Annotated in this window: 17 protein-coding genes; 5 read left to right on the forward strand and 12 right to left on the reverse strand. The window is 71.2% G+C overall.

All coding sequences use genetic code 11. The annotated features are described in order from the left end of the window. Nucleotides 1-379 precede the first annotated feature (379 nt). The 5 genes from ACGFQ9_RS16410 to ACGFQ9_RS16430 form a co-directional block, all read right to left on the reverse strand. On the reverse strand, nucleotides 380-1,030 hold the full coding sequence (locus ACGFQ9_RS16410) for a pilus assembly protein TadG-related protein (RefSeq protein WP_393574764.1): 651 nt from the start codon (nucleotides 1,028-1,030) through the stop codon (nucleotides 380-382). Beyond that, on the reverse strand, nucleotides 1,027-1,209 hold the full coding sequence (locus tag ACGFQ9_RS16415; protein ID WP_393574470.1) for a hypothetical protein: 183 nt from the start codon (nucleotides 1,207-1,209) through the stop codon (nucleotides 1,027-1,029). Before ACGFQ9_RS16415 ends, ACGFQ9_RS16410 begins: the two co-directional genes overlap by 4 nt. A gap of 110 nt (nucleotides 1,210-1,319) precedes the next feature. Then, nucleotides 1,320-2,006, reverse strand: coding sequence for a response regulator (locus ACGFQ9_RS16420; RefSeq protein WP_393574471.1), 687 nt, complete (start codon nucleotides 2,004-2,006; stop codon nucleotides 1,320-1,322). Further along, complete coding sequence (locus tag ACGFQ9_RS16425; protein WP_393574472.1) at nucleotides 2,006-2,899, reverse strand: DUF5936 domain-containing protein; 894 nt, start codon at nucleotides 2,897-2,899, stop codon at nucleotides 2,006-2,008. The genes ACGFQ9_RS16420 and ACGFQ9_RS16425 overlap by 1 nt, the downstream gene beginning before the upstream one ends. A 4-nt stretch (nucleotides 2,900-2,903) precedes the next feature. Beyond that, the gene (locus ACGFQ9_RS16430) at nucleotides 2,904-3,842 is read right to left on the reverse strand and encodes a type II secretion system F family protein (protein WP_393574473.1); all 939 of its coding nucleotides are present in this window, start codon (nucleotides 3,840-3,842) and stop codon (nucleotides 2,904-2,906) included. Nucleotides 3,843-3,982: 140 nt separating this feature from the next. On the opposite strand from ACGFQ9_RS16430, the gene ACGFQ9_RS16435 reads away from it, so the two are divergent. Continuing rightward, entirely contained in the window at nucleotides 3,983-5,191 is a 1,209-nt protein-coding gene (locus ACGFQ9_RS16435; RefSeq protein WP_393574474.1) for an RNA-guided endonuclease InsQ/TnpB family protein, read from the forward strand. Between the two features lie 50 nt (nucleotides 5,192-5,241). On the opposite strand, the gene ACGFQ9_RS16440 is transcribed toward ACGFQ9_RS16435, so the two are convergent. The 6 genes from ACGFQ9_RS16440 to ACGFQ9_RS16465 all read right to left on the reverse strand — a co-directional run bounded on the left by ACGFQ9_RS16440 (nucleotide 5,242) and on the right by ACGFQ9_RS16465 (nucleotide 10,853). Continuing rightward, nucleotides 5,242-6,585: a CpaF family protein gene (locus tag ACGFQ9_RS16440; RefSeq protein WP_393574475.1), complete on the reverse strand. Its 1,344-nt coding sequence runs from the start codon at nucleotides 6,583-6,585 to the stop codon at nucleotides 5,242-5,244. Between the two features lie 95 nt (nucleotides 6,586-6,680). Next, the gene (locus ACGFQ9_RS16445) at nucleotides 6,681-7,106 is read right to left on the reverse strand and encodes a TadE/TadG family type IV pilus assembly protein (RefSeq protein WP_393574476.1); all 426 of its coding nucleotides are present in this window, start codon (nucleotides 7,104-7,106) and stop codon (nucleotides 6,681-6,683) included. A gap of 397 nt (nucleotides 7,107-7,503) precedes the next feature. Beyond that, nucleotides 7,504-7,872, reverse strand: a complete 369-nt coding sequence (locus tag ACGFQ9_RS16450; protein ID WP_393574477.1) for a TadE/TadG family type IV pilus assembly protein — start codon at nucleotides 7,870-7,872, stop codon at nucleotides 7,504-7,506. 3 nt (nucleotides 7,873-7,875) lie between these two features. Then, a complete protein-coding gene (locus ACGFQ9_RS16455; RefSeq protein WP_393574478.1) occupies nucleotides 7,876-9,183 on the reverse strand; it encodes a CpaE family protein in 1,308 nt (435 codons plus the stop codon). 7 nt (nucleotides 9,184-9,190) lie between these two features. Then, the gene (gene cpaB / locus ACGFQ9_RS16460) at nucleotides 9,191-9,898 is read right to left on the reverse strand and encodes a Flp pilus assembly protein CpaB (protein ID WP_393574479.1); all 708 of its coding nucleotides are present in this window, start codon (nucleotides 9,896-9,898) and stop codon (nucleotides 9,191-9,193) included. Between the two features lie 82 nt (nucleotides 9,899-9,980). Then, nucleotides 9,981-10,853 carry a hypothetical protein gene (locus ACGFQ9_RS16465; RefSeq protein WP_393574480.1) on the reverse strand — a complete coding sequence of 291 codons (873 nt, stop codon included), beginning with the start codon at nucleotides 10,851-10,853 and terminating at the stop codon, nucleotides 9,981-9,983. A gap of 399 nt (nucleotides 10,854-11,252) precedes the next feature. Between ACGFQ9_RS16465 and ACGFQ9_RS16470 the strand changes: the two genes are divergently transcribed. Together ACGFQ9_RS16470 and ACGFQ9_RS16475 are read left to right on the forward strand one after the other, a co-directional pair. Beyond that, on the forward strand, nucleotides 11,253-12,950 hold the full coding sequence (locus ACGFQ9_RS16470) for a chitinase (RefSeq protein WP_393574481.1): 1,698 nt from the start codon (nucleotides 11,253-11,255) through the stop codon (nucleotides 12,948-12,950). 200 nt (nucleotides 12,951-13,150) lie between these two features. After that, nucleotides 13,151-14,485, forward strand: coding sequence for a M14 family metallopeptidase (locus tag ACGFQ9_RS16475; protein ID WP_393574482.1), 1,335 nt, complete (start codon nucleotides 13,151-13,153; stop codon nucleotides 14,483-14,485). 92 nt (nucleotides 14,486-14,577) lie between these two features. Here the strand turns inward: ACGFQ9_RS16475 and ACGFQ9_RS16480 are convergent, their stop codons facing one another. Continuing rightward, nucleotides 14,578-14,994, reverse strand: a complete 417-nt coding sequence (locus ACGFQ9_RS16480) for a RidA family protein (protein ID WP_393574483.1) — start codon at nucleotides 14,992-14,994, stop codon at nucleotides 14,578-14,580. A 174-nt stretch (nucleotides 14,995-15,168) separates the two neighbouring features. On the opposite strand from ACGFQ9_RS16480, the gene ACGFQ9_RS16485 reads away from it, so the two are divergent. Next, entirely contained in the window at nucleotides 15,169-16,455 is a 1,287-nt protein-coding gene (locus ACGFQ9_RS16485) for an alanine racemase (RefSeq protein ID WP_393574484.1), read from the forward strand. A 44-nt stretch (nucleotides 16,456-16,499) separates the two neighbouring features. Continuing rightward, entirely contained in the window at nucleotides 16,500-18,128 is a 1,629-nt protein-coding gene (locus ACGFQ9_RS16490) for an amidohydrolase family protein (RefSeq protein ID WP_393574485.1), read from the forward strand. The last annotated feature ends 9 nt before the right edge of the window (nucleotides 18,129-18,137 follow it).

The following is an 18,137-nucleotide window of genomic DNA, read 5'->3' on the forward strand; positions in this document are numbered from 1 at the left end:
CTGGAGTTCTTCTCGTCCCCGCGCCACAACGCCGTCTGCACAAAGGCCTGCGAACCACTGTTCTTGACCACTCCGCTCACGGTGAGAAAGCCACCCTGATCGCGCACTGCGGAGGTAACTACCAGCGACACACTTGCCGGCCCCTTGGATGTAGCAAGAGCTTCCTGGGGTGCTGCACTGGTGCTGCCAGGGGCAGGCGTGTTGCCAGTCCTCGCTGTCGGGCTGGCCTGTTCGGCCTTGGGCTTCTCGTCGTCGCCTATACCGCACCCAGCCAGCGTGAGGGCTAGGACCACCGCTACGCCTACGGCTGCTCCCCCGCGGGTCTTCGCCATCCGCCGAACGCTCATCCCTGCCAGTTTCCTTGTCTCTCGTACCGCCATTAGCCGTCCAGCCGCACCTTGAACATGCTTCGTGCCAGATCGGACAGTTCTCCTGGGTTCAGAGGATCCAGCTTGAAGGCTTTTCCCTCAACGCATTCGAAGTCGATCGGATCGGGATCCGGCTTGCCGGTTCCCCCATCGGGCGGGTCAGTCGGGGGCGGCGTAGGGCCGGGTGTTGGCACTGGCGCAAGCCAGCAGCGTGGTTCGATCACTGCTGTGGCGGTAGCGGTGGCATGCCCGTTCTGTGTCCCCGGGATAACTGACTTACCCACCGGGTCATCCGTCTGCACACTAACGGTGAACCTCGGAAGCGCCACCTCGCAGCCGGCCCGCACCTCGTTCGCTCTGTTCAACCCTGCGAGCTCTTCGGCAGCTGCACATGCATCGCTTGCGTCAAACCCTTTGCCATCGAGGATGCCTTGCCAATCCTCCGGCCTAAGCTCGGTCAAATCCAGGCCAGAAAAGACGTTGTCCCGGACGTCGCGGGCGGCCGCCAACGCTGCTGCGTCAGCGGCACCCTGCGCCTGGCTACGGGTAGCCCCCGCCATTCCCACCACGAAGAAGGCGAACGCCGCAAACAGCAGTAGGGCGAACATCCCCACGTAGAGGGGGAAAGCCTGCCCACTGTCCCGATTCGCAGTGCGGCTCAGCCGCCTTGGCTCGTGATGTCCTCCACAGCCTGAGCGATGGCGTTGGCGATGGTCCCCGCCAGACCTGTTCCCACGATCGCGCCGATGATCAGCACGATGACCACAACAATGCCCAGGTACTCGAAGGCCGTCTGACCTTCGTCTCTTCCCAACTGCCGTCGCCACTTGAGGTTCCTCATAGGGGTCCCCTCCCGGTCCGGTCCCGCTGTCGACTCGCGGACGGTACGGAACGCCCCCCACGGGTGCAAAGGGTCCGGGGACCCATCTGCGGACCCAGTGCCCACAGCCCCTACCCATGACCCGGCACCCCCGAACGGATCGTTCCCAGCCACCTCGCTATGGCCTCGCTGCGGCTCCCGCTCTGCAACTTCGCGAAGATGCGGTTGATGTGGTTCTTGACCGTCTTCTCGCTGATGAAGCAGGTGGCGGCGATCTGCTGGTTCGACATCCCGGACGCGATCAGATCCATCACTTCCACCTCCCGCGAACTCAGGCCGAACTCAGCATGGTTGGGGACTCGCTCCGTCGACTGTGCCACAGTTCGTTGCTCATGCGAAGACCCTCTCGCCCGGAGGTCCGCCAGGACCGCACTCGCCGCCGTCGGTGTGAAGTACGCGAGGCCGGTCAGGACATCGCGGACCGCGCGAGCGAGGTCATCCGGCGTGAATTCGCCGTGCACCAAGTAGCCGTTCGCGCCCAGGAGTAACGACTCGCGGATGACTTCCGGCTCACGGCTGTACGTGAGCATCAGGACGGATGCCAGCTGCGCCAGGTGCGGCAGGGCGGACATGCCGTCCACACCCGGCAGGCGGACGTCCAGCAGGACCACGTCCGGACGGTGCCGGCGGGTGAGGGCCAGGGCGTCGCCGCCGTTCGTCGCCTGGGCGACGACCTGGAGGTCGCCGTACCGGGAGAGCAGAGCTGCCAGGCCTGCTCGGATCACCGGGTTGTCGTCGGCGATGAGTACGCGAGTCATCAGCCACCTCCGAGCAGCGCACCGAAGTCGATGTCCGCGCCGTAGATGAAGCCGCCGAGCAGGAGGATCATCGTGCCCGGGAGCATGAACGTCGTGACCACGAAGGTTGCTTTGGGGACCGCCCTGGCTGCGCGCCGCCGCGCGCTCTGGGCGTCCGTGCGGCGCATGTCCTCGGCGATGGCGATGAGGGTTTCGACGATCGGGGAGCCGAGTTCCTCGCCCTGCTGGAGGGCCGTGACGAACTGGGCGACCTGTTCGCTGTCGTTGCGGCGGCGGAGGTCGGCGAAGGCCTCGCGGCGGCTGACGCCCATGTCCATCTGCTGGAGGGTGATGCGGATTTCGTCCGACCAAGGGCCCCTGTAGCGTTCCGCGACGCGTTCCAGGGCCTGGCGGAAGCCGAGGCCTGCGCTGACGACCACCGCCAGGACGTCCAGGAAGTCCGGGAGGGTGCGTTCGATGTTGTCGCGGCGGATGCGGATCGCCGACCACAGGCCCGCCTCGATCCAGAACAGGCCGAAGGCCACCATGAGCAGGGCGAGCAGCAGCCGGCCGTTGATGAGCATCGCGAAGGCGCCCACCGCACCCAGGGCGCCGTACACCGCGCGGCGCGCCGCGTATCGGTCGATGGTGAGGCCCGAGGGGTTGCCGGCCCGGTCGATCTGGAGGCGTTTGGCCGCCACCCGCTTGGGGCCCATCAGTCGCAGGACGAGGGGCGCGTAGCGGATGCCCATGCGGTCGACCACCGAGCCGACGGCCGTGGTGCGGGTGGATCCGACTTCCAGGGCCAGGGCGAGGTCGGGGGGTAGGGCGACCTCGGAGCGGTAGAGGCGGATGCCGTGGAAGATGCCGAGGACGGAGAGGGACGCGGCCAGGGCGAGGGCGAGGAGGACCATCGGCTCACACCTCGATCTTCGACAGGCGGCGGATGGAGACGAAGCCCAGGGCGAAGAGGCCGAGGGCCACCAGGACGGCGATCTGGCCGGGGATGGCTCCTGTCATGCGTTCCAGGGCGCCGGGCATCATCGCGTCGACCATGAGCAGGGAGCCCAGGCCGATGAAGGGCATGAGGTAGGCCGTCACCGTGACCTGGGAGAGCTGGGTGCGGACCTCGCGCCGCGTCTCCTTGCGCTGTTCCAGGGTGATGGTGAGGTTGCGGAGGCTGCCCACGATCGCGCCGCCTGCCCGGGAGGACAGGACGAGCGTGGAGACCAGGACCGAGAGTTCGCGGGAGGGGAGGCGGTCGGCGAGTTCGCCCAGGGACTCCTCGATGGAGTGTCCTACGGCGAGGCGGTTGGCGACGCGGCCGAGTTCCTCGCCCGCCGGGGCTTCCAGCTCCTCCGCAGCTATGCCGATGGCCGTGCGGAGGGCGAGGCCGGCCTGGGTGGCGTTGGCGAGGATGCGGGCCAGTTCGGGGAGCTGGTTGATGAAGCGCTCCGTACGGCGGGCCCGCTGCCAGTTGAGGAAGGCGTTCGCCGACCACAGGCCGATCAGGCCGGCCACCGGGCCGAAGAACGGTGCGAGGAGGGATGACGCGACGATCCAGACGCCGGCGACCGAGGCGGTCATGTAGACGAAGAACTCGCCGGGGGTGAGGTCCAGGCCGGTCGTGGCGAGCTTCAGCTCGATGCGGCGGCCGAGCGTGGTGCGGCGGAGGCGCCGGTCCACGCCCCGGAAGCGGCGCCTGCGGCCGGTCTGCTCGGGCTCACCGGAGTCGGAGAGGCGGTTGATCAGGGCGGTGCGTTCGGCGCGGCCCTTGGCGTACGCGTGCAACCCGTAGACGAGGAACACGGTGGCCAGGAGGGCGGCGGCGAGGGTGAGGGCGACGGGAAGGGTCACCGGAGCTCTCCCAGGAAGCCGTGCCCTTCGGGCCGGGGAGGAATGGTTCCGTGGCCCGGAGCCGCGGAGCCGCGCGGTTCTCTGCTCATCTCTTCTTTCCTGCTAGGTGCGTTGTCAGTGGGGTGTGCCACGCTCCAGGGGTGACGACAGCAGTGACAGCCGAGGGCGGGTCCGGGCATGCCCGGTACACCTACCGGCTGCGCGTGTCGTCCACCGCGCTCGCTCGGCTGGAAGCCGAGTGGTCGCGGTGTCGGTGGATCTGGAACGAGTGCGTCGCCAAGTCCAAGGCCGTCCACGAGCGCAACAAGGCGCACCCAGAAGACGGGCTGACGTGCGGGCCCGCCTCGCTGGACAAGATGCTGACCAGGGAGCGGGCTGCGAACGCATGGCTGCGGGAAGGCTCTTCGGTTCCTCAGCAGCAGGTCATCCGGGACTTCGCCAAGGCCCGGACCAAGGCGCTCAGGGTCATCAAGGACCGTCTGCCGATGGCGCGACGGGCCGGGATGCCCAAGTGGAAGAGGAAGCGCGAGACCGACCCGAGCCTGAATTACACCCGGCGTGGATTCCGGCTGAGGGACGGCCGTTTGCACCTGGCGGGCGAGATCGCGATCACGGTGGTGTGGTCCCGTGAACTGCCTGCGGCACCATCCTCGGTGCGTGTCTACCGAGACACCCTCGGCCACTGGTACGCCTCCTTCGTCGTGCCCACGGAGGGACAGCCGCTCCCGTCCACCGGCCGGGTGATCGGCATCGACTGGGGTGTGAAGGAGACCGCCACCACCACCTCCGACGCCCACGACCTCCCGCACGCCCAGCACGGGAAGAGGGCCCAGGAGCGGCTGACCCGGTACGACCGGATGATGGCCCGACGCAGACCCGCGAAGGGCAAGCCCGGGTCGAAGGGCTACCGGCACGCCAAGCACCTGCGCGCGAAGGTCTACAAGCAGGTCGCCCGCCAGAGGCAGGAAACGGCCCGCAAGTGGGCCAAGCGCGTCGTACGCGACCATGACGCGCTTGCGGTAGAGGACTTCCGGCCCAAGTTCCTCGCCAAAACGACCATGGCCCGCAAGGCGGCAGACGCCGCCATTACGGCGACGAAGACGGCTCTGGTCGAGATGGGCCGCAAGCACGGCCGGGCCGTGCACCTGGTACACCCCCCGCACACCACGATGGACTGTGCGCACTGCGGAGCGAGAGCCAAGCACGCACTCCCCCTCTCCGAAAGGACCTATACGTGCACCGCCTGCGGAGTCGTCTCCCCTAGGGACAAGAACTCCGCACAGGTGATGCTCATCCCGGCAGGTCTCAACCCGGCTAGTGCTGATCTTGTAAGTCCTGCCACCTGCTAGGCGCCAGGCGAAGTGAGCTAGGAATCCCTGCCCCACAGGGCACGGAGGAGTCAAAGGGAGATCCGGGTGGTGAGCTGGTCGTCGGTGGCGGCGACTCCGAAGGTCGGCGGAATCGGCTGGTTGTGCATGTAGAGGCGTTCGGCGATGCGGCGCGGGAGGGGGAAGTACTGGAAGTAGCCGTACACGCGGCCGTCGGCGGCGACTGGCTGGGCGGCGAACCGGCAGACGGTGGTGATCCGGAACGGTTCGCGGCCGTGCGAGTCGAGGACGGAGATCTCGGTGATGCGGCGGGTGCCGTCGGCGAACCGGGTGAGCTGGACGACGATGTTGACCGCGCTGTTGATCTGGTCCTGGAGGGCTTCGAAGGGGACCTCCACCTCCGACATGGAGGCGAGGGTCTGGAGCCGCATCAGGGCGTCCTCGGCGCTGTTGGCGTGCACAGTGGCGAGCGAGCCGTCGTGGCCGGTGGACATGGCCTGGAGCATGTCGAGGGTCTCGCCGCCGCGGACCTCGCCGACGATGATGCGGTCGGGGCGCATGCGGAGGCTGTTGCGGACGAGGTCGCGGATGGTGATGCGGCCCTTGCCCTCGACGTTCGGGGGGCGGGATTCGAGCCGGATGACGTGGGGCTGCTGGAGCTGGAGCTCGGCGGAGTCCTCGATGGTGATGATGCGCTCGCCGTCGGGGATGAGGGCGGAGAGGGCGTTGAGGAGGGTGGTCTTGCCGGTGCCGGTGGCGCCGGAGACGATCACGTTCGTCTTGGCCTGGACGAGGCCGGAGAGGAGCAGGAGCATCTGCTCGTCGAGGGTGCCGAGGGCGATCAGCTCGGGGAGGGTGAAGGCGCGCGGGAACCGGCGGATGGTGAGGGTGGCGCCGGTGAGGGAGAGCGGCGGGATGATGACGTTGACGCGTTCGCCGGTGGGGAGGCGGGCGTCGACCATGGGGTTGGCCTCGTCGACGCGGCGGTTGACGGCGGAGACGATGCGCTCGATGGTCTGCATGAGCTGCTCGTGCGAGGCGAAGCGGAGCGGGAGCTGTTCGACGCGGCCGGCGCGCTCGACGTAGATGTGGTCGGGGCCGTTGACCATGATCTCGGAGATGGTGGGGTCTTCGAGGAGGGGTTCGAGCACGCCGAGGCCGAGGGCTTCGTCGACGACGCGGCGGATGAGCGCGGTGCGTTCGGTGGTGGAGAGGACCGGGCCCTCGCGGCTGATGAGGTGGCCGAGGACGCGTTCGAGGCGGGCGCGGCGTTCGGCGGGCGCGAGCGCGGACATCTCGGCGAGGTCGATCTCCTCCAGGAGCTTGGCGCGGTAGGAGGAGACGAGTCGGCCGTCCTCGCCGGGGCGGGGGGTGTGGGGGTCGTCGGGGGTGTTGACGCGGCTGCGAAGGCTCATGCGTTGCGCCTCTCGCTTTGGCGGGTGGGAGCGGGCCGCCGCCCGTGCCCGCGCTGGTGTGCTGGGGCGCGACGCCCCGGTACGCGGTTCATGGGTCAGGTCCTCTTCCGGTCGCTGGGCATGATGGCTGTTCGTTCGCGTCGTTCGATGTCGAGGCCGGGGATGATCGACCTCACCGTGATGCGGACGGTGGCCGTGGTGACGTCGTCGCCGGCGCTGACGTTCACCTCGGTGGCCCCGCGGATGCTTTCGCGGACGGCTGCCTGGCCGGCTGCGATGCCTGCGGCTTCGGGGTTCTCGTCCGTACGGGCGGCGACGCGGGCGGCGGTGCGGGCGGCGGTCTCCGCTTGTTGTTCGCAGTACGCGGTCCAGCCGAGCTGGATGCCGGCGAGGCCGACGAGGAGGAGGATCGGCAGGAAGCCGATGTACTCCAGGGCGACTTGGCCTCGGTCCCGGGCTCGGGCCTGGCGCGGGCTTTTGGCGTGGTCGGCGTTGGCCGGGGTGGGTCCCTGCGGGGCCATGTCCCCTCCCCGCCCCTTCCCGAAACTGGGGCTGCGCCCCAGCCCCCCTCGGGGCTCCGCCCCGGACCCCACGGGGCTCCGCCCCCGTCCCCGGCGAGGCTCCGGCCCCGGTTCGGGGCTCCACCCCAGGACACGACGGGGCTGAGCCCCGGACCCCGCGGGGCTCCGCCCCGAACCCCGGCGCGGCTCCGCCGCGAACCCCTCGGGGCTGCGCCCCGTGCCCCGGCCGGGCTCCGCCCCGGCCCCTTCGGGGCTGCGCCCCCGATCCGCGTGCGGCTCTGCCTCCGACTCGGAGCTCCGCCCCAGGACACGACGGGGCTGCGCCCCGGAGGAGATGGGGGCTCCGTTCTCGGAGCGCCGGGCATCGAACGTCGGCGGGACCGGATGCCGATGCATGTCAGGGGACCTTCCTCTCCATCGCTGCGCCGGCTTCGCCTTCGACGGTCAGGCCCGTGTTCAGGCCCGGGACGAGGACCGGGATCGTGAGGGTGACCTTGGCCCGGTAGACGCCCGCCGACTCGGGTCCGCAGGACGAGGTGGCGCCCCAGGCGCCGCCCACGTGCTCCATCACGGCGGAGGCGCAGGCTCCGTCACCCTCGACGGCGCCCGCGCGGGCGCCCTCGTCCGCCGCGTTGCCTGCCAGGGAGAAGGCGTAGCCGATCAGGACGCACTCCCAGACCGCTGCGATGAGGAGCAGGATCAGGGGGAGCATGCCGGCGAACTCGATCGCCACCTGGCCCCGGTCTCTGTCGGCCGCCCGGCGCATGGGTCAGCCCTCCCGGTTGCCGCGGCGGGAGCGGAGGCGGGATACCGGGCCCGGGGTGCGGAGGGCCAGGGCGCCGCTCGGGGCGGGTGTTGCGGCGTTCTCGTCGGGGGCCGCTCGGAGGAGGTCCAGTTCGGCGGCGAGTTTCCACAGGGCTTGTTTGACCGAGGACTTGGCGTCCAGGTCCTGGACTCGGCCCGCGTCCAGGACGGGGGCCAGTTCCTTGTAGTTCGCCGGGACGGGGGTGCGGGTCGGGCGGGTGCGGGTGATCTTCTCGATGAGGGAGGGGTTTATCTCCGTGTGGCGGGTCCAGCGGTTGACCAGCATGGTGGTGTCCTCCGGTTTGCGGACCTGGAGGCGTTCCCACATGCGGACCATGCGCTTGGCGGCGCGGACCGCGACCACGTCCGGGGTCACCACCAGGGCCGCCACGTCCGCCAGTTCCACGGCGGTCGCGTTGGCGCCCGTCATCTGGGTGCCGCAGTCCACGACCACGAGTTCGTAGCGGTGGCGGAGGGCGGTCAGGACCAGGCGGGTGGTGCGTTCATCGACCTCCTCGCCGCGTTCGCCGTCCGCCGGGGCCAGGAGCAGGGCCAGGCCGGTGGGGTGTTCGTAGACGGCGTCGGCCAGGACGCGCGGGGAGATGTCCTGGATGCCGGCCAGGTCGACGACCGAGCGGCGGAACTGGACGTCCAGGTAGGAGCCGACGTCGCCGGCCTGGAGGTCGAGGTCCACCAGGGCCGTGCGGCGGCCCGCCGCGGCCGCGGCCAGGGCGAACTGGACGGCGCAGAGGGTGGTGCCGACCCCGCCCTTGGCTCCGGTGACGGTGGCGACGCGGCCGGTGCCGCGGCCGGTGAAGCGGTCCCCGGCCGCGCCGCCGCCGGGGCCTCCGGCCCCGCCGAGGTGGCGGCGTACGCCCGTCGCCCACTGGGCCACGGCCTGGATGCGCGCGGCCAGTTCGTCGTAGGAGAGGGGCAGTCCGACCAGGCCGCGGGCGCCGGCGTCCATCGCCGCCGAGAACAGGCCGGGGCCGGTGTCGGAGGTGGCCAGGACGACGCCCACGGCGGGGAAGCGGAGGGCGATCTCGCGGATGAGTTCGAGGGCGGGGAGCGGGCCGATCCGCTCGTGGACCAGGACCACCTCGGGGAGGTGGTCGACGGACTCGGCGGCCAGGCCCGACAGGACGTCGAGGAGGGTGGAGGAGTCGGCGACCGGGCGGGCCGGCTCCACGGAGGGGAGCTGGCCGATCAAGGTGACGGCCGTACGGGCGGCGTCGGGGTCCCCGGTGGCCGGGAGGATTCGGGTGACGGTCATGCCGGCCTCACTTGTCCCCGTCGAGGGTGTACCAGCGGTCGGCGCCCGGGGGTGCCGATTCGGTGCCGGGGGCGACCAGGGCGAGGCGGACGTGCTCGGCGAAGGACTCGGAGAACGCGACGCGCTGGGCGTCCTTGGCGTTCACGGCGAAGGTGATCGGGACGGCGTCGACGGTGCCGGTGCCCTTGCGGTCGCCGGACTTCTCCACCGGGGTGAGCCGGCCGACGTCGATGACCCGGGCGTTCGACACCATGATCACGGAGCGGTCGGGGTCGGTGGCCTTCTTGCCCTTGAAGGTGCCGAGGATGTTGACCTTGTCTCCGGAGCGGACCTTGCCGGCGACCCCGGTGGAGGCGTCGATCATGATGGCGATCTCCTGCTCGCCGGGCTGCAGCCGCGGGCGGTCGACGAACATGTCCGCCTGGAGGAGGGAGCCCTTCCTGAGGGTGGTGAGGGTGATCTTTCCGGTGACCGTGCCCAGGTCGGTGACGGCGGTGGCGGGGCGCCAGCGCTCGGGGATGGTGACCTTCTCGAACTTCCCGGCGTCGAGTGCGGTGTGCGGAGCTATGTCGGCCTTCACGCGGTACGCCTCCACCTCGGGCCCGACCTTGGAGTTGACGTCGCCGATCACCGCGGCCACTCCGGCGAACGCGCCGATCGCGCACAGGACGGAGAGGAGCAGCAGGATGACGCCGCGGCGCTGGCGTGAGTTCATGGGCCGTGGGACCTCGTCGTTCGGAACGGATCAGGGGCTGGAGCGATCAGGCTGGAGCGGTCAGGGCTGGACGGTGCTGCGGTCAGGGCCGGGCCGTCGACGGGGCCGCTTCGGCCGATGCTGCCGATGCGGCCGCCGACGGGATCGGGGTGGCGCAGAAGCCGCAGCGGTCGCCGATGAGTTCGAGGCCGCACCAGCGGCACTCCTCGCGGCGGACGGAGGCGACGAGCTGGTAGAGGACGCCGATGTCGGGGATGGCCGCGGCGAACTCGATCAGCTTGGGGGTGCCCCACCAGGCGGGTGAGTCCGCGGGCAGGGGGTGTTCCATGACGCCCTGGACCTGCCAGGCGGGGCCGAGTTCGGCGGCCGGCCAGTCCCCGGTGAGTTTGCCGCGGGCGAAGGCGAGGTGGGTGGCGAAGCCGGGTCCCGGTGGCAGTTCGGCGCCGGGGCCGAGCCGGGCCAGGTGGGGTCTGGGGTTGGCCAGTACGGTGAACTGGGCGCTGGGCGACCAGGAGCGGGCGTGCGCCTTGAGGTCGACGGGGACCCGGTCGAGCCGGGAGACGGTGCCGAGGACGGCGCCCGCGTAGATGTAGTGGGAGAGCAGCCGGGCGGCGGAGGCGATGACGCCGGGGCTGAAGTCGCAGACGGTGAGCTGGCTGAGCTGACGGGCCAGCAGGGCGGTGCCGAGCGGCGGCAGATCGACCGGGAGCAGCGCGATCCGGTCGGATTCCAGGATGGCGCGGACGGTGTGCAGCCGGCGGGCGGCGGGGGCGGGCAGCCAGTCGGGGAGGAGGACCAGCAGGTGTCCGTGCCGGTCCAGCAGGGCGGCGGTGTCGGTGAGGGCGCGTTCCAGGTCCTGCCGGTCGGGCGGGTGCAGGACGGCGGCCGGCGGGGTGTGCCGGTCGGGGGCGGGCAGCACCAGGTCGGCGCTGGTGACGGCGATGGCGGTCGGCACGCGAATCCCCCTGTTCCCCTGGCCCGCGGGCGCGTCCGGCGGCACGTCCCCGTACACGCACCGCACTGCGCGAACGCGACGGCCGACGCTCCCCCAGCTGCCGCCGGCGGTGCCCCCATCCCTCCTGCGCAGCACCATAACCGCGTCACCGCCGGTCAGGCAGGGTCTTGAGGATTCCCATGCCGGGAGCACATGTCACAGGTGACCGGAAATCCGGACATCCGGGAAGCCGTTACCGATCGTTTCCGGCCACTTTGCGCGGACTCTTGACAGCAGGATTGGTCTGGACCAACCCTGGAGCAGCCCCGGGGCAGCCCTGGGGCAACTCGGCTGCGGGATCCCCCACTTGTTCCCCGCACCGCCGCTTCCCCTCCCCTCCCCTCCCCCCACGGAGCCCTCGTGAACCGCATACGCTCCCTCGCCCTCCTGGGCGCCGCCACCCTCACCGCGACCGGTCTGACCGCCTTCGTGACCGGCACCGCGCAGGCCGCCGACGTGAACAACGTCCGCAACGGAGGCTTCGAGTCGGGCCTCGCCGACTGGGCCTGCTCCGGCGGCAGCGGCGCCGCCGTCTCCTCCCCCACCTCCGCCGGGGCCGGGGCCCTGAAGGCCACCCCGGCCGGACAGGACAACGCCCGCTGCAGCCAGACCGTCAAGGTCAAGCCGAACTCGACGTACACGCTGAGCGCGCAGGTCCAGGGGTCCTACGTGTACCTCGGCGCGACCGGCACCGGGACCCAGGACGTCTCCACCTGGACCCCGGGCTCGGGCGGCGGCTGGCAGAAGCTGTCCACCACCTTCACCACCGGGGCGAACACCACCCAGGTGACCGTCTACACGCACGGCTGGTACGGGCAGCCGGCCTTCCACGTGGACGAGTTCAGCGTGTTCGGGCCGGACGGCGGCGGGGGCACCGGTCCCGGCCCCTCGGTGCCGGGCGCACCGGCCGGACTCGCGGTTTCCGGCCAGTCGGAGAACGCGCTCACCCTTTCGTGGAACGCGGTCGGCGGAGCCGACGGCTACCACGTGTACAAGGACGGCAGCCGGGTGGCCACGGTCACCGGGACCACCACGCAGATCACCGGGCTCAGCCGGGCCACCACGTACTCCTTCCAGGTGAGCGCCTACAACCAGGCGGGTGAAGGGCCGAAGTCCGCGCCGGTCAGCGGCACCACGACGGGCGGCGGCAACCCGGACCCGGGCAACCCGTCCGTGCCGCGGCACGCGGTGACCGGCTACTGGCAGAACTTCGACAACGGCGCGACCGTCCAGAGGATCTCGGACGTGCCGAACGCGTACGACATCATCGCGGTGTCCTTCGCCGACGCGACCACCACGCCGGGCGCGATCACCTTCAACCTGGACTCGGCCGGACTCGGCGGCTACACGGTCGCGCAGTTCAAGGCGGACGTCGCGGCGAAGAAGGCGGCCGGGAAGTCGGTCATCCTCTCGGTCGGCGGGGAGAAGGGGACCATCACGGTCAACGACTCCGCCTCCGCGAACAACCTGGCCAACTCGGCGTACGCGCTGATGCAGGAGTACGGCTTCAACGGGATCGACATCGACCTGGAGAACGGGCTCAACGCGACCTACATGACGCAGGCGCTGCGTTCGCTGTCGCAGAAGGCCGGGCCCTCGCTGGTCATCACCATGGCCCCGCAGACCATCGACATGCAGTCGACCTCGAACGCGTACTTCCGGACGGCGCTGAACATCAAGGACATCCTCACCGTCGTCAACATGCAGTACTACAACAGCGGCTCCATGCTGGGCTGCGACGGCAAGGTGTACTCGCAGGGCTCCGTGGACTTCCTGACCGCGCTGGCCTGCATCCAGCTGGAGGGCGGGCTCGACCCCTCGCAGGTGGGCCTGGGCCTGCCGGCCTCGCCGAGCGGGGCGGGCAGTGGCTACGTGGCGCCGGGCGTGGTGAACAACGCGCTGGACTGCCTGGCCCGGGGCACGAACTGCGGATCGTTCAAGCCCTCGAAGACCTACCCGGCGCTGCGCGGAGCGATGACCTGGTCGACGAACTGGGACGCCAAGGCGGGGAACGCCTGGTCGAACGCGGTCGCGCCGAAGGTCCACGGCCTGCCGTAGCGACCACTGCCGTCGCTGCTGCCGACACCGCGTCAGGCGGCTTCGCCCGCACGGGGGTAGTGCGCCCCGGGCTCGGTGTGGTTTCCGGATAGCGGGCATGTGTGGGGGTGGCCGGTTGTGGCACTTGACCGGTCCATGTCATGAGCGCACGCTGTGCGCGTCCGCACGGCTACCCCCACGCTCCCGACCCAGGAGATCGCATGCGGCTACACACCCGCCGGAGGTCCGTCTTCACGGCGGCCCTGCTGGCGCTCGCGCTCGGCGCACCCGCCTACGGCATGAGCGCGACGGCCTCGGCACCCCCGACACCGTCCACCGCCACCCAGGACGAGGCGATCGTCCAGTACCGGATCCACGGCCCGTCCACCCCGGCCGACCGGACCGCGCTGCTCCGCCACGGCGTCTCGATCGACGAGGTCGACGACCACACGGTGGTGGTGAGCGCCGACACCATGCAGGCGAAGAAGCTGCGCTCGCTCGGCTACAAACTGGAAGCTCTGGCCGGCCCCCCGGACCGCTCCATCCCCGGCGTCGCCGCGAGCCCCATGGACTTCCCCTCGGCCGACTCCCGCTACCACAACTACGGGGAGATGAGCGCCGAGATCGACCAGCGGATCGCGCAGTACCCGAACATCATGAGCAAGCGCGTGATCGGCAAGTCGTACCAGGGCCGCGACCTCGTCGCGATCAAGATCAGCGACAACGTGGGGACCGACGAGAACGAGCCCGAGGTCCTCTTCACCCACCACCAGCACGCCCGCGAGCACCTGACCGTCGAGATGGCCCTGTACCTGCTGCGCGAGTTCGGCGAGGACTACGGGACCGACTCGCGGATCACCAACATGGTCAACGGCCGCGAGATCTGGATCATCCCGGACCTCAACCCGGACGGCGGCGAGTACGACATCGCCACCGGCTCCTACCGGTCCTGGCGCAAGAACCGGCAGCCGAACTCGGGCTCCTCGTACGTCGGCACCGACGAGAACCGCAACTGGAACTACAAGTGGGGCTGCTGCGGCGGCTCCAGCGGCAGCAGGAGCTCCGAGACCTACCGCGGGCCGGCCGCCGAGTCGGCGCCCGAGGTGAAGGCGGTCTCGGACTTCGTCCGCAGCCGGGTGGTCGGCGGCAAGCAGCAGATCACGGCCGCCATCGACTTCCACACGTACAGCGAGCTGGTGCTGTGGCCGTACGGGTGGACGTACAACGACACCGCGCCCGGCCTGACGGCGGACGACCTGGGCGCCTTCAAGGCGGTCGGCCAGAAGATGGCCGCCAGCAACGGCTACACCGCCGAGCAGTCGAGCGACCTGTACATCACGGACGGGACGATCGACGACTGGCTGTGGGGCAACCAGAAGATCTTCGGCTACACCTTCGAGATGTATCCGGCCGGCTCGGGCGGCGGCGGCTTCTACCCGCCCGACGAGGTGATCGAGCGCGAGACCAGCCGGAACCGCGACGCGGTGCTGCAGCTGCTGGAGAACGCGGACTGCATGTACCGCTCGATCGGCAAGGAAGCGCAGTACTGCACCTGACGCGCGACACGTGGCCCGCGACAGGTGACGCGCGGCTGATCCGATGGCCGGCCGGGGCGCCCCTCCTCCTGGAGGGGCGCCCTCCGGCATGCTCAGCCCAGGACGGCCAGGGCGTCGATCTCGACCAGCAGGCCGGCGGGCAGGCCGACGTAGACGGTGGTGCGGGCGGACGGCGCCTCCGGGAACTCCTTGAGGTGCTCCTCGAAGTACGCGTTGTAGATCTCGTTCATCTCGGCGAAGTGCGCGGTGTCCGTGAGGTAGACGCGGATCATCACCACGTCGTCCCAGCCCGCGCCGCCGGCCTCCAGGACGGAGCGGACGTTCTCCAGGGTCCGGAGGGTCTGCTCGCGCAGGGTGGGGCCGGCGACGGTGGGCGGCTGCCCCTCGGCCGCGGGGAGGTAGCCGACCTGGCCGGCGACCTGGAGGATGTTCCCCTTGCGCACACCGTGCGAGAACCGGGCGGGCGGGGCCGGGTGGGTGGCGGGGCTGATGGCCGTCTTCTCACTCATGCGCTCTCTCCTGGGTTTGTGGCCGGGGTCGGGGCAGCGCCAGTCCTGGGGCAGCAGAGCCGGACGTTGACCGGGTGTCAGCCGGATGTTAGACAGCTTGCACCGGCACCGGAAACAACCGCTGCCCCCGGGCCGCCACCCCCGCCCGGAGGGCGGCACCTCAGGAGGGCACTCATGGGCAGCGAAGCGACACGACGGCTCGCCGACGAACCGGTCGACCACCGGTTCAAGGGCCTGCCGCCGGACGCCCAGGCCGCCGGGCTCACCGTCGGGCAGCTGGCCGCCGAGCGGCGCAGCCTGTACGGCGGCGGGTTCACCACCCCCGTGCTGACCCTCGACGCCGAGGCGCTGGAGCACAACCTGGCCGCGCTCGCCGCCTTCTGCGAGCGCCACGGCCTCGGATTCGCCCCGCACGGCAAGACCTGCATGGCCCCGCAGCTGTTCGAGCGGCAGATCGAGCTCGGCGCGCTGGGCATTACCGTCGCCATGCCCCACCAGGCCCGGGTCTGCCGCGCCTTCGGCATCGAGAAGATCTTCCTCGCCAACGAGCTCGTCGACGCGCCGGCCCTCCGCTGGGTCGCCGCGGAGCTCGCCGCCGACCCCGACTTCCGCTTCGTCTGCTACGTGGACTCCGTGCGCGGGGTCGAGCTGATGGACGCCGCCCTGCGCGGGCACACCGAGCGGCGGGTGGACGTGGTGGTCGAGCTCGGCGCCGGCGCGGAGGGCCGCACCGGGGTGCGGACCGAGGCCGAGTGCCACGAGATCGCCGCCGCGGTCGTCGCGACGGACACCCTCCGGCTGTCCGGGGTGGCCGGCTACGAGGCGACCATGCCGGGCGCCGACGCGACCACGGTCCGGGCCTGGATGGAGCGGCTGGTGGCTCTCGCCGCCGACTTCGACAAGGCGGGCCTGTTCGCCGGGCGGGACCTGCCCGAGATCATCGTCAGTGCGGGCGGCAGCGAGTGGTTCGACGTGGTCGCGGACGTGTTCTCGGCCGTCCCGGAGCTGTCCCTGCCGGTCCTGAAGCTGCTGCGCTCCGGCGCGTACCTCTCGCACGACCACGGCTGGTACTCGGGCCTGACCCCCTTCAAGGACCGGATCCCCGAGGAGGGCGGCCTGCAGCCCGCCTTCCGGCTGTGGACCCAGGTCGTCTCCCGCCCCACCCCCGGCCAGGCCTTCGTGAACGCCGGCAAGCGGGACATCGCCTACGACCTGGGGCTGCCGCAGGTGCTGGCGGTGCGCGGGGCCGACGGGCGGGAGCGGCCCGGCACCGGCATCACCGTCGCCAAACTGTCCGACCAGCACGCCTGGCTGGACACGGAGGAGGGCACCGGCCTGGAGGTCGGCGACTGGGTGGCGCTCGGCATGGCCCACCCGTGCACCATCTTCGAGAAGTGGCCGCTGATCCCCGTGGTCGAGCCCGACGGGACGGTCACCGACTGCATCCGGACGTTCTTCTAGCGGGCGGAGGCGGTCAAGCCGAGGGGACGGGGGGCTTCCGGCCGATGGATCTCGTGCTGCGCGGGGCCCGCGTCGTCGACGGGACCGGCGGGCCCTCCTACCGCGCCGACGTCGGCGTGCACGAGGGGCGGATCGCCGTCATCGGGCGGGACCGCCGGGTCCCCGCGGGGCGGATCACCGTCGACGCGGACGGCCTCGCCCTCGCACCCGGCTTCATCGACATGCACGCCCACAGCGACCTGGCGCTGCTCCGCGACCCGGACCACAGCGCCAAGGCCGCGCAGGGCGTCACCCTCGAAGTGCTCGGCCAGGACGGCCTGTCGTACGCGCCCGTCGACGACCGCACCCTGGAGGGGGTGCGCACCGCCATCGCCGGGTGGAACGGCGACACCGACGGCCTCGACCCGGACTGGCGGACCGTCGGCGAGTACCTCGACCGGCTCGACCGGGGCTTCGACGGCCGCGGCATCGCCGTCAACGCCGCCTACCTGGTCCCCCAGGGCACCGTACGGGCCCATGTGCTCGGCTGGGCCGACCGGCCCGCCACCCCCGCCGAGCTGGACCGGATGCGCGCGCTGGTCGCGGAGGGCCTGGCCGACGGGGCCGCCGGCATGTCCTCCGGGCTCACCTACACCCCCGGCATGTACGCGGACGAGGCCGAACTGACCGAGCTGTGCCGGGTGGTGGCCGCGTACGGCGGCTACTACTGCCCGCACCACCGCTCGTACGGGCGCGGCGCGCTCGCCGCCTACGCCGAGATGATCGAGCTGACCCGGCGGGCCGGCTGCGCCCTGCACCTGGCCCACGCCACCATGAACTTCGCCGAGAACGCGGGCCGGGCCGGCGACCTCCTCGCCCTGCTGGACGCGGCCCTGGCCGACGGCGCGGACATCACCCTGGACACCTACCCGTACACCCCGGGCTGCACCACGCTGGCAGCGCTGCTGCCGGGCTGGGCGCACGAGGGCGGACCGGAGGCGCTGCTGGCGCGGCTGGCCGACCCGGCAGCCGCCGAGCGGATCCGGTACGCGCTGGAGGTGACGGGCTCGGACGGCTGCCACGGGGTGCCGGTGGACTGGTCGGCCGTCGAGGTGTCGGGGGTCGGGGACCCGGTACTGGCCGGGGCGCACGTGGGCCGCCGGCTGGACGGCTGGGAGACGGCGCGGGGTCTGCTGCTCGCGGACCGGCTGGGGACGACGGTGCTGCAGCACGTGGGCCACGAGGACAACGTGCGGGCGATCATGCGGCACCCGGCGCACACCGGGGGCTCGGACGGCATCCTGCGGGGCGCCAAGCCGCACCCGAGGGCGTACGGGACCTTCCCGCACTACCTCGGCCGCTACGTGCGCGAGCTGGGGGTGCTGGGCCTGGAGGAGTGCGTGGCCCATCTGTCGGGCCGGCCGGCGGCCCGGCTGCGGCTGCCCGACCGGGGGCTGGTGCGCGAGGGGTACCGGGCCGATCTGGTGCTCTTCGATCCGGAGACGGTCGCGGCGGGCTCGACGTACGAGGAGCCCAGGCGGCTGCCGCGGGGGATCCCGCACGTGCTGATCGACGGGCGGTTCACGGTGCGGGACGGGCGCAGGACGGACGTGCTGGCGGGGCGTTCGGTGCGGCGCACGGCGCCGGGCCGGGTGTGGCGCACTCCCATGGGCCGTGCGTCTCAAGGCCGTTGAGCGCAGTTC

It is taken from the genome of Streptomyces sp. NPDC048603, from assembly GCF_043199475.1.
Lineage (GTDB): Bacteria > Actinomycetota > Actinomycetes > Streptomycetales > Streptomycetaceae > Streptomyces.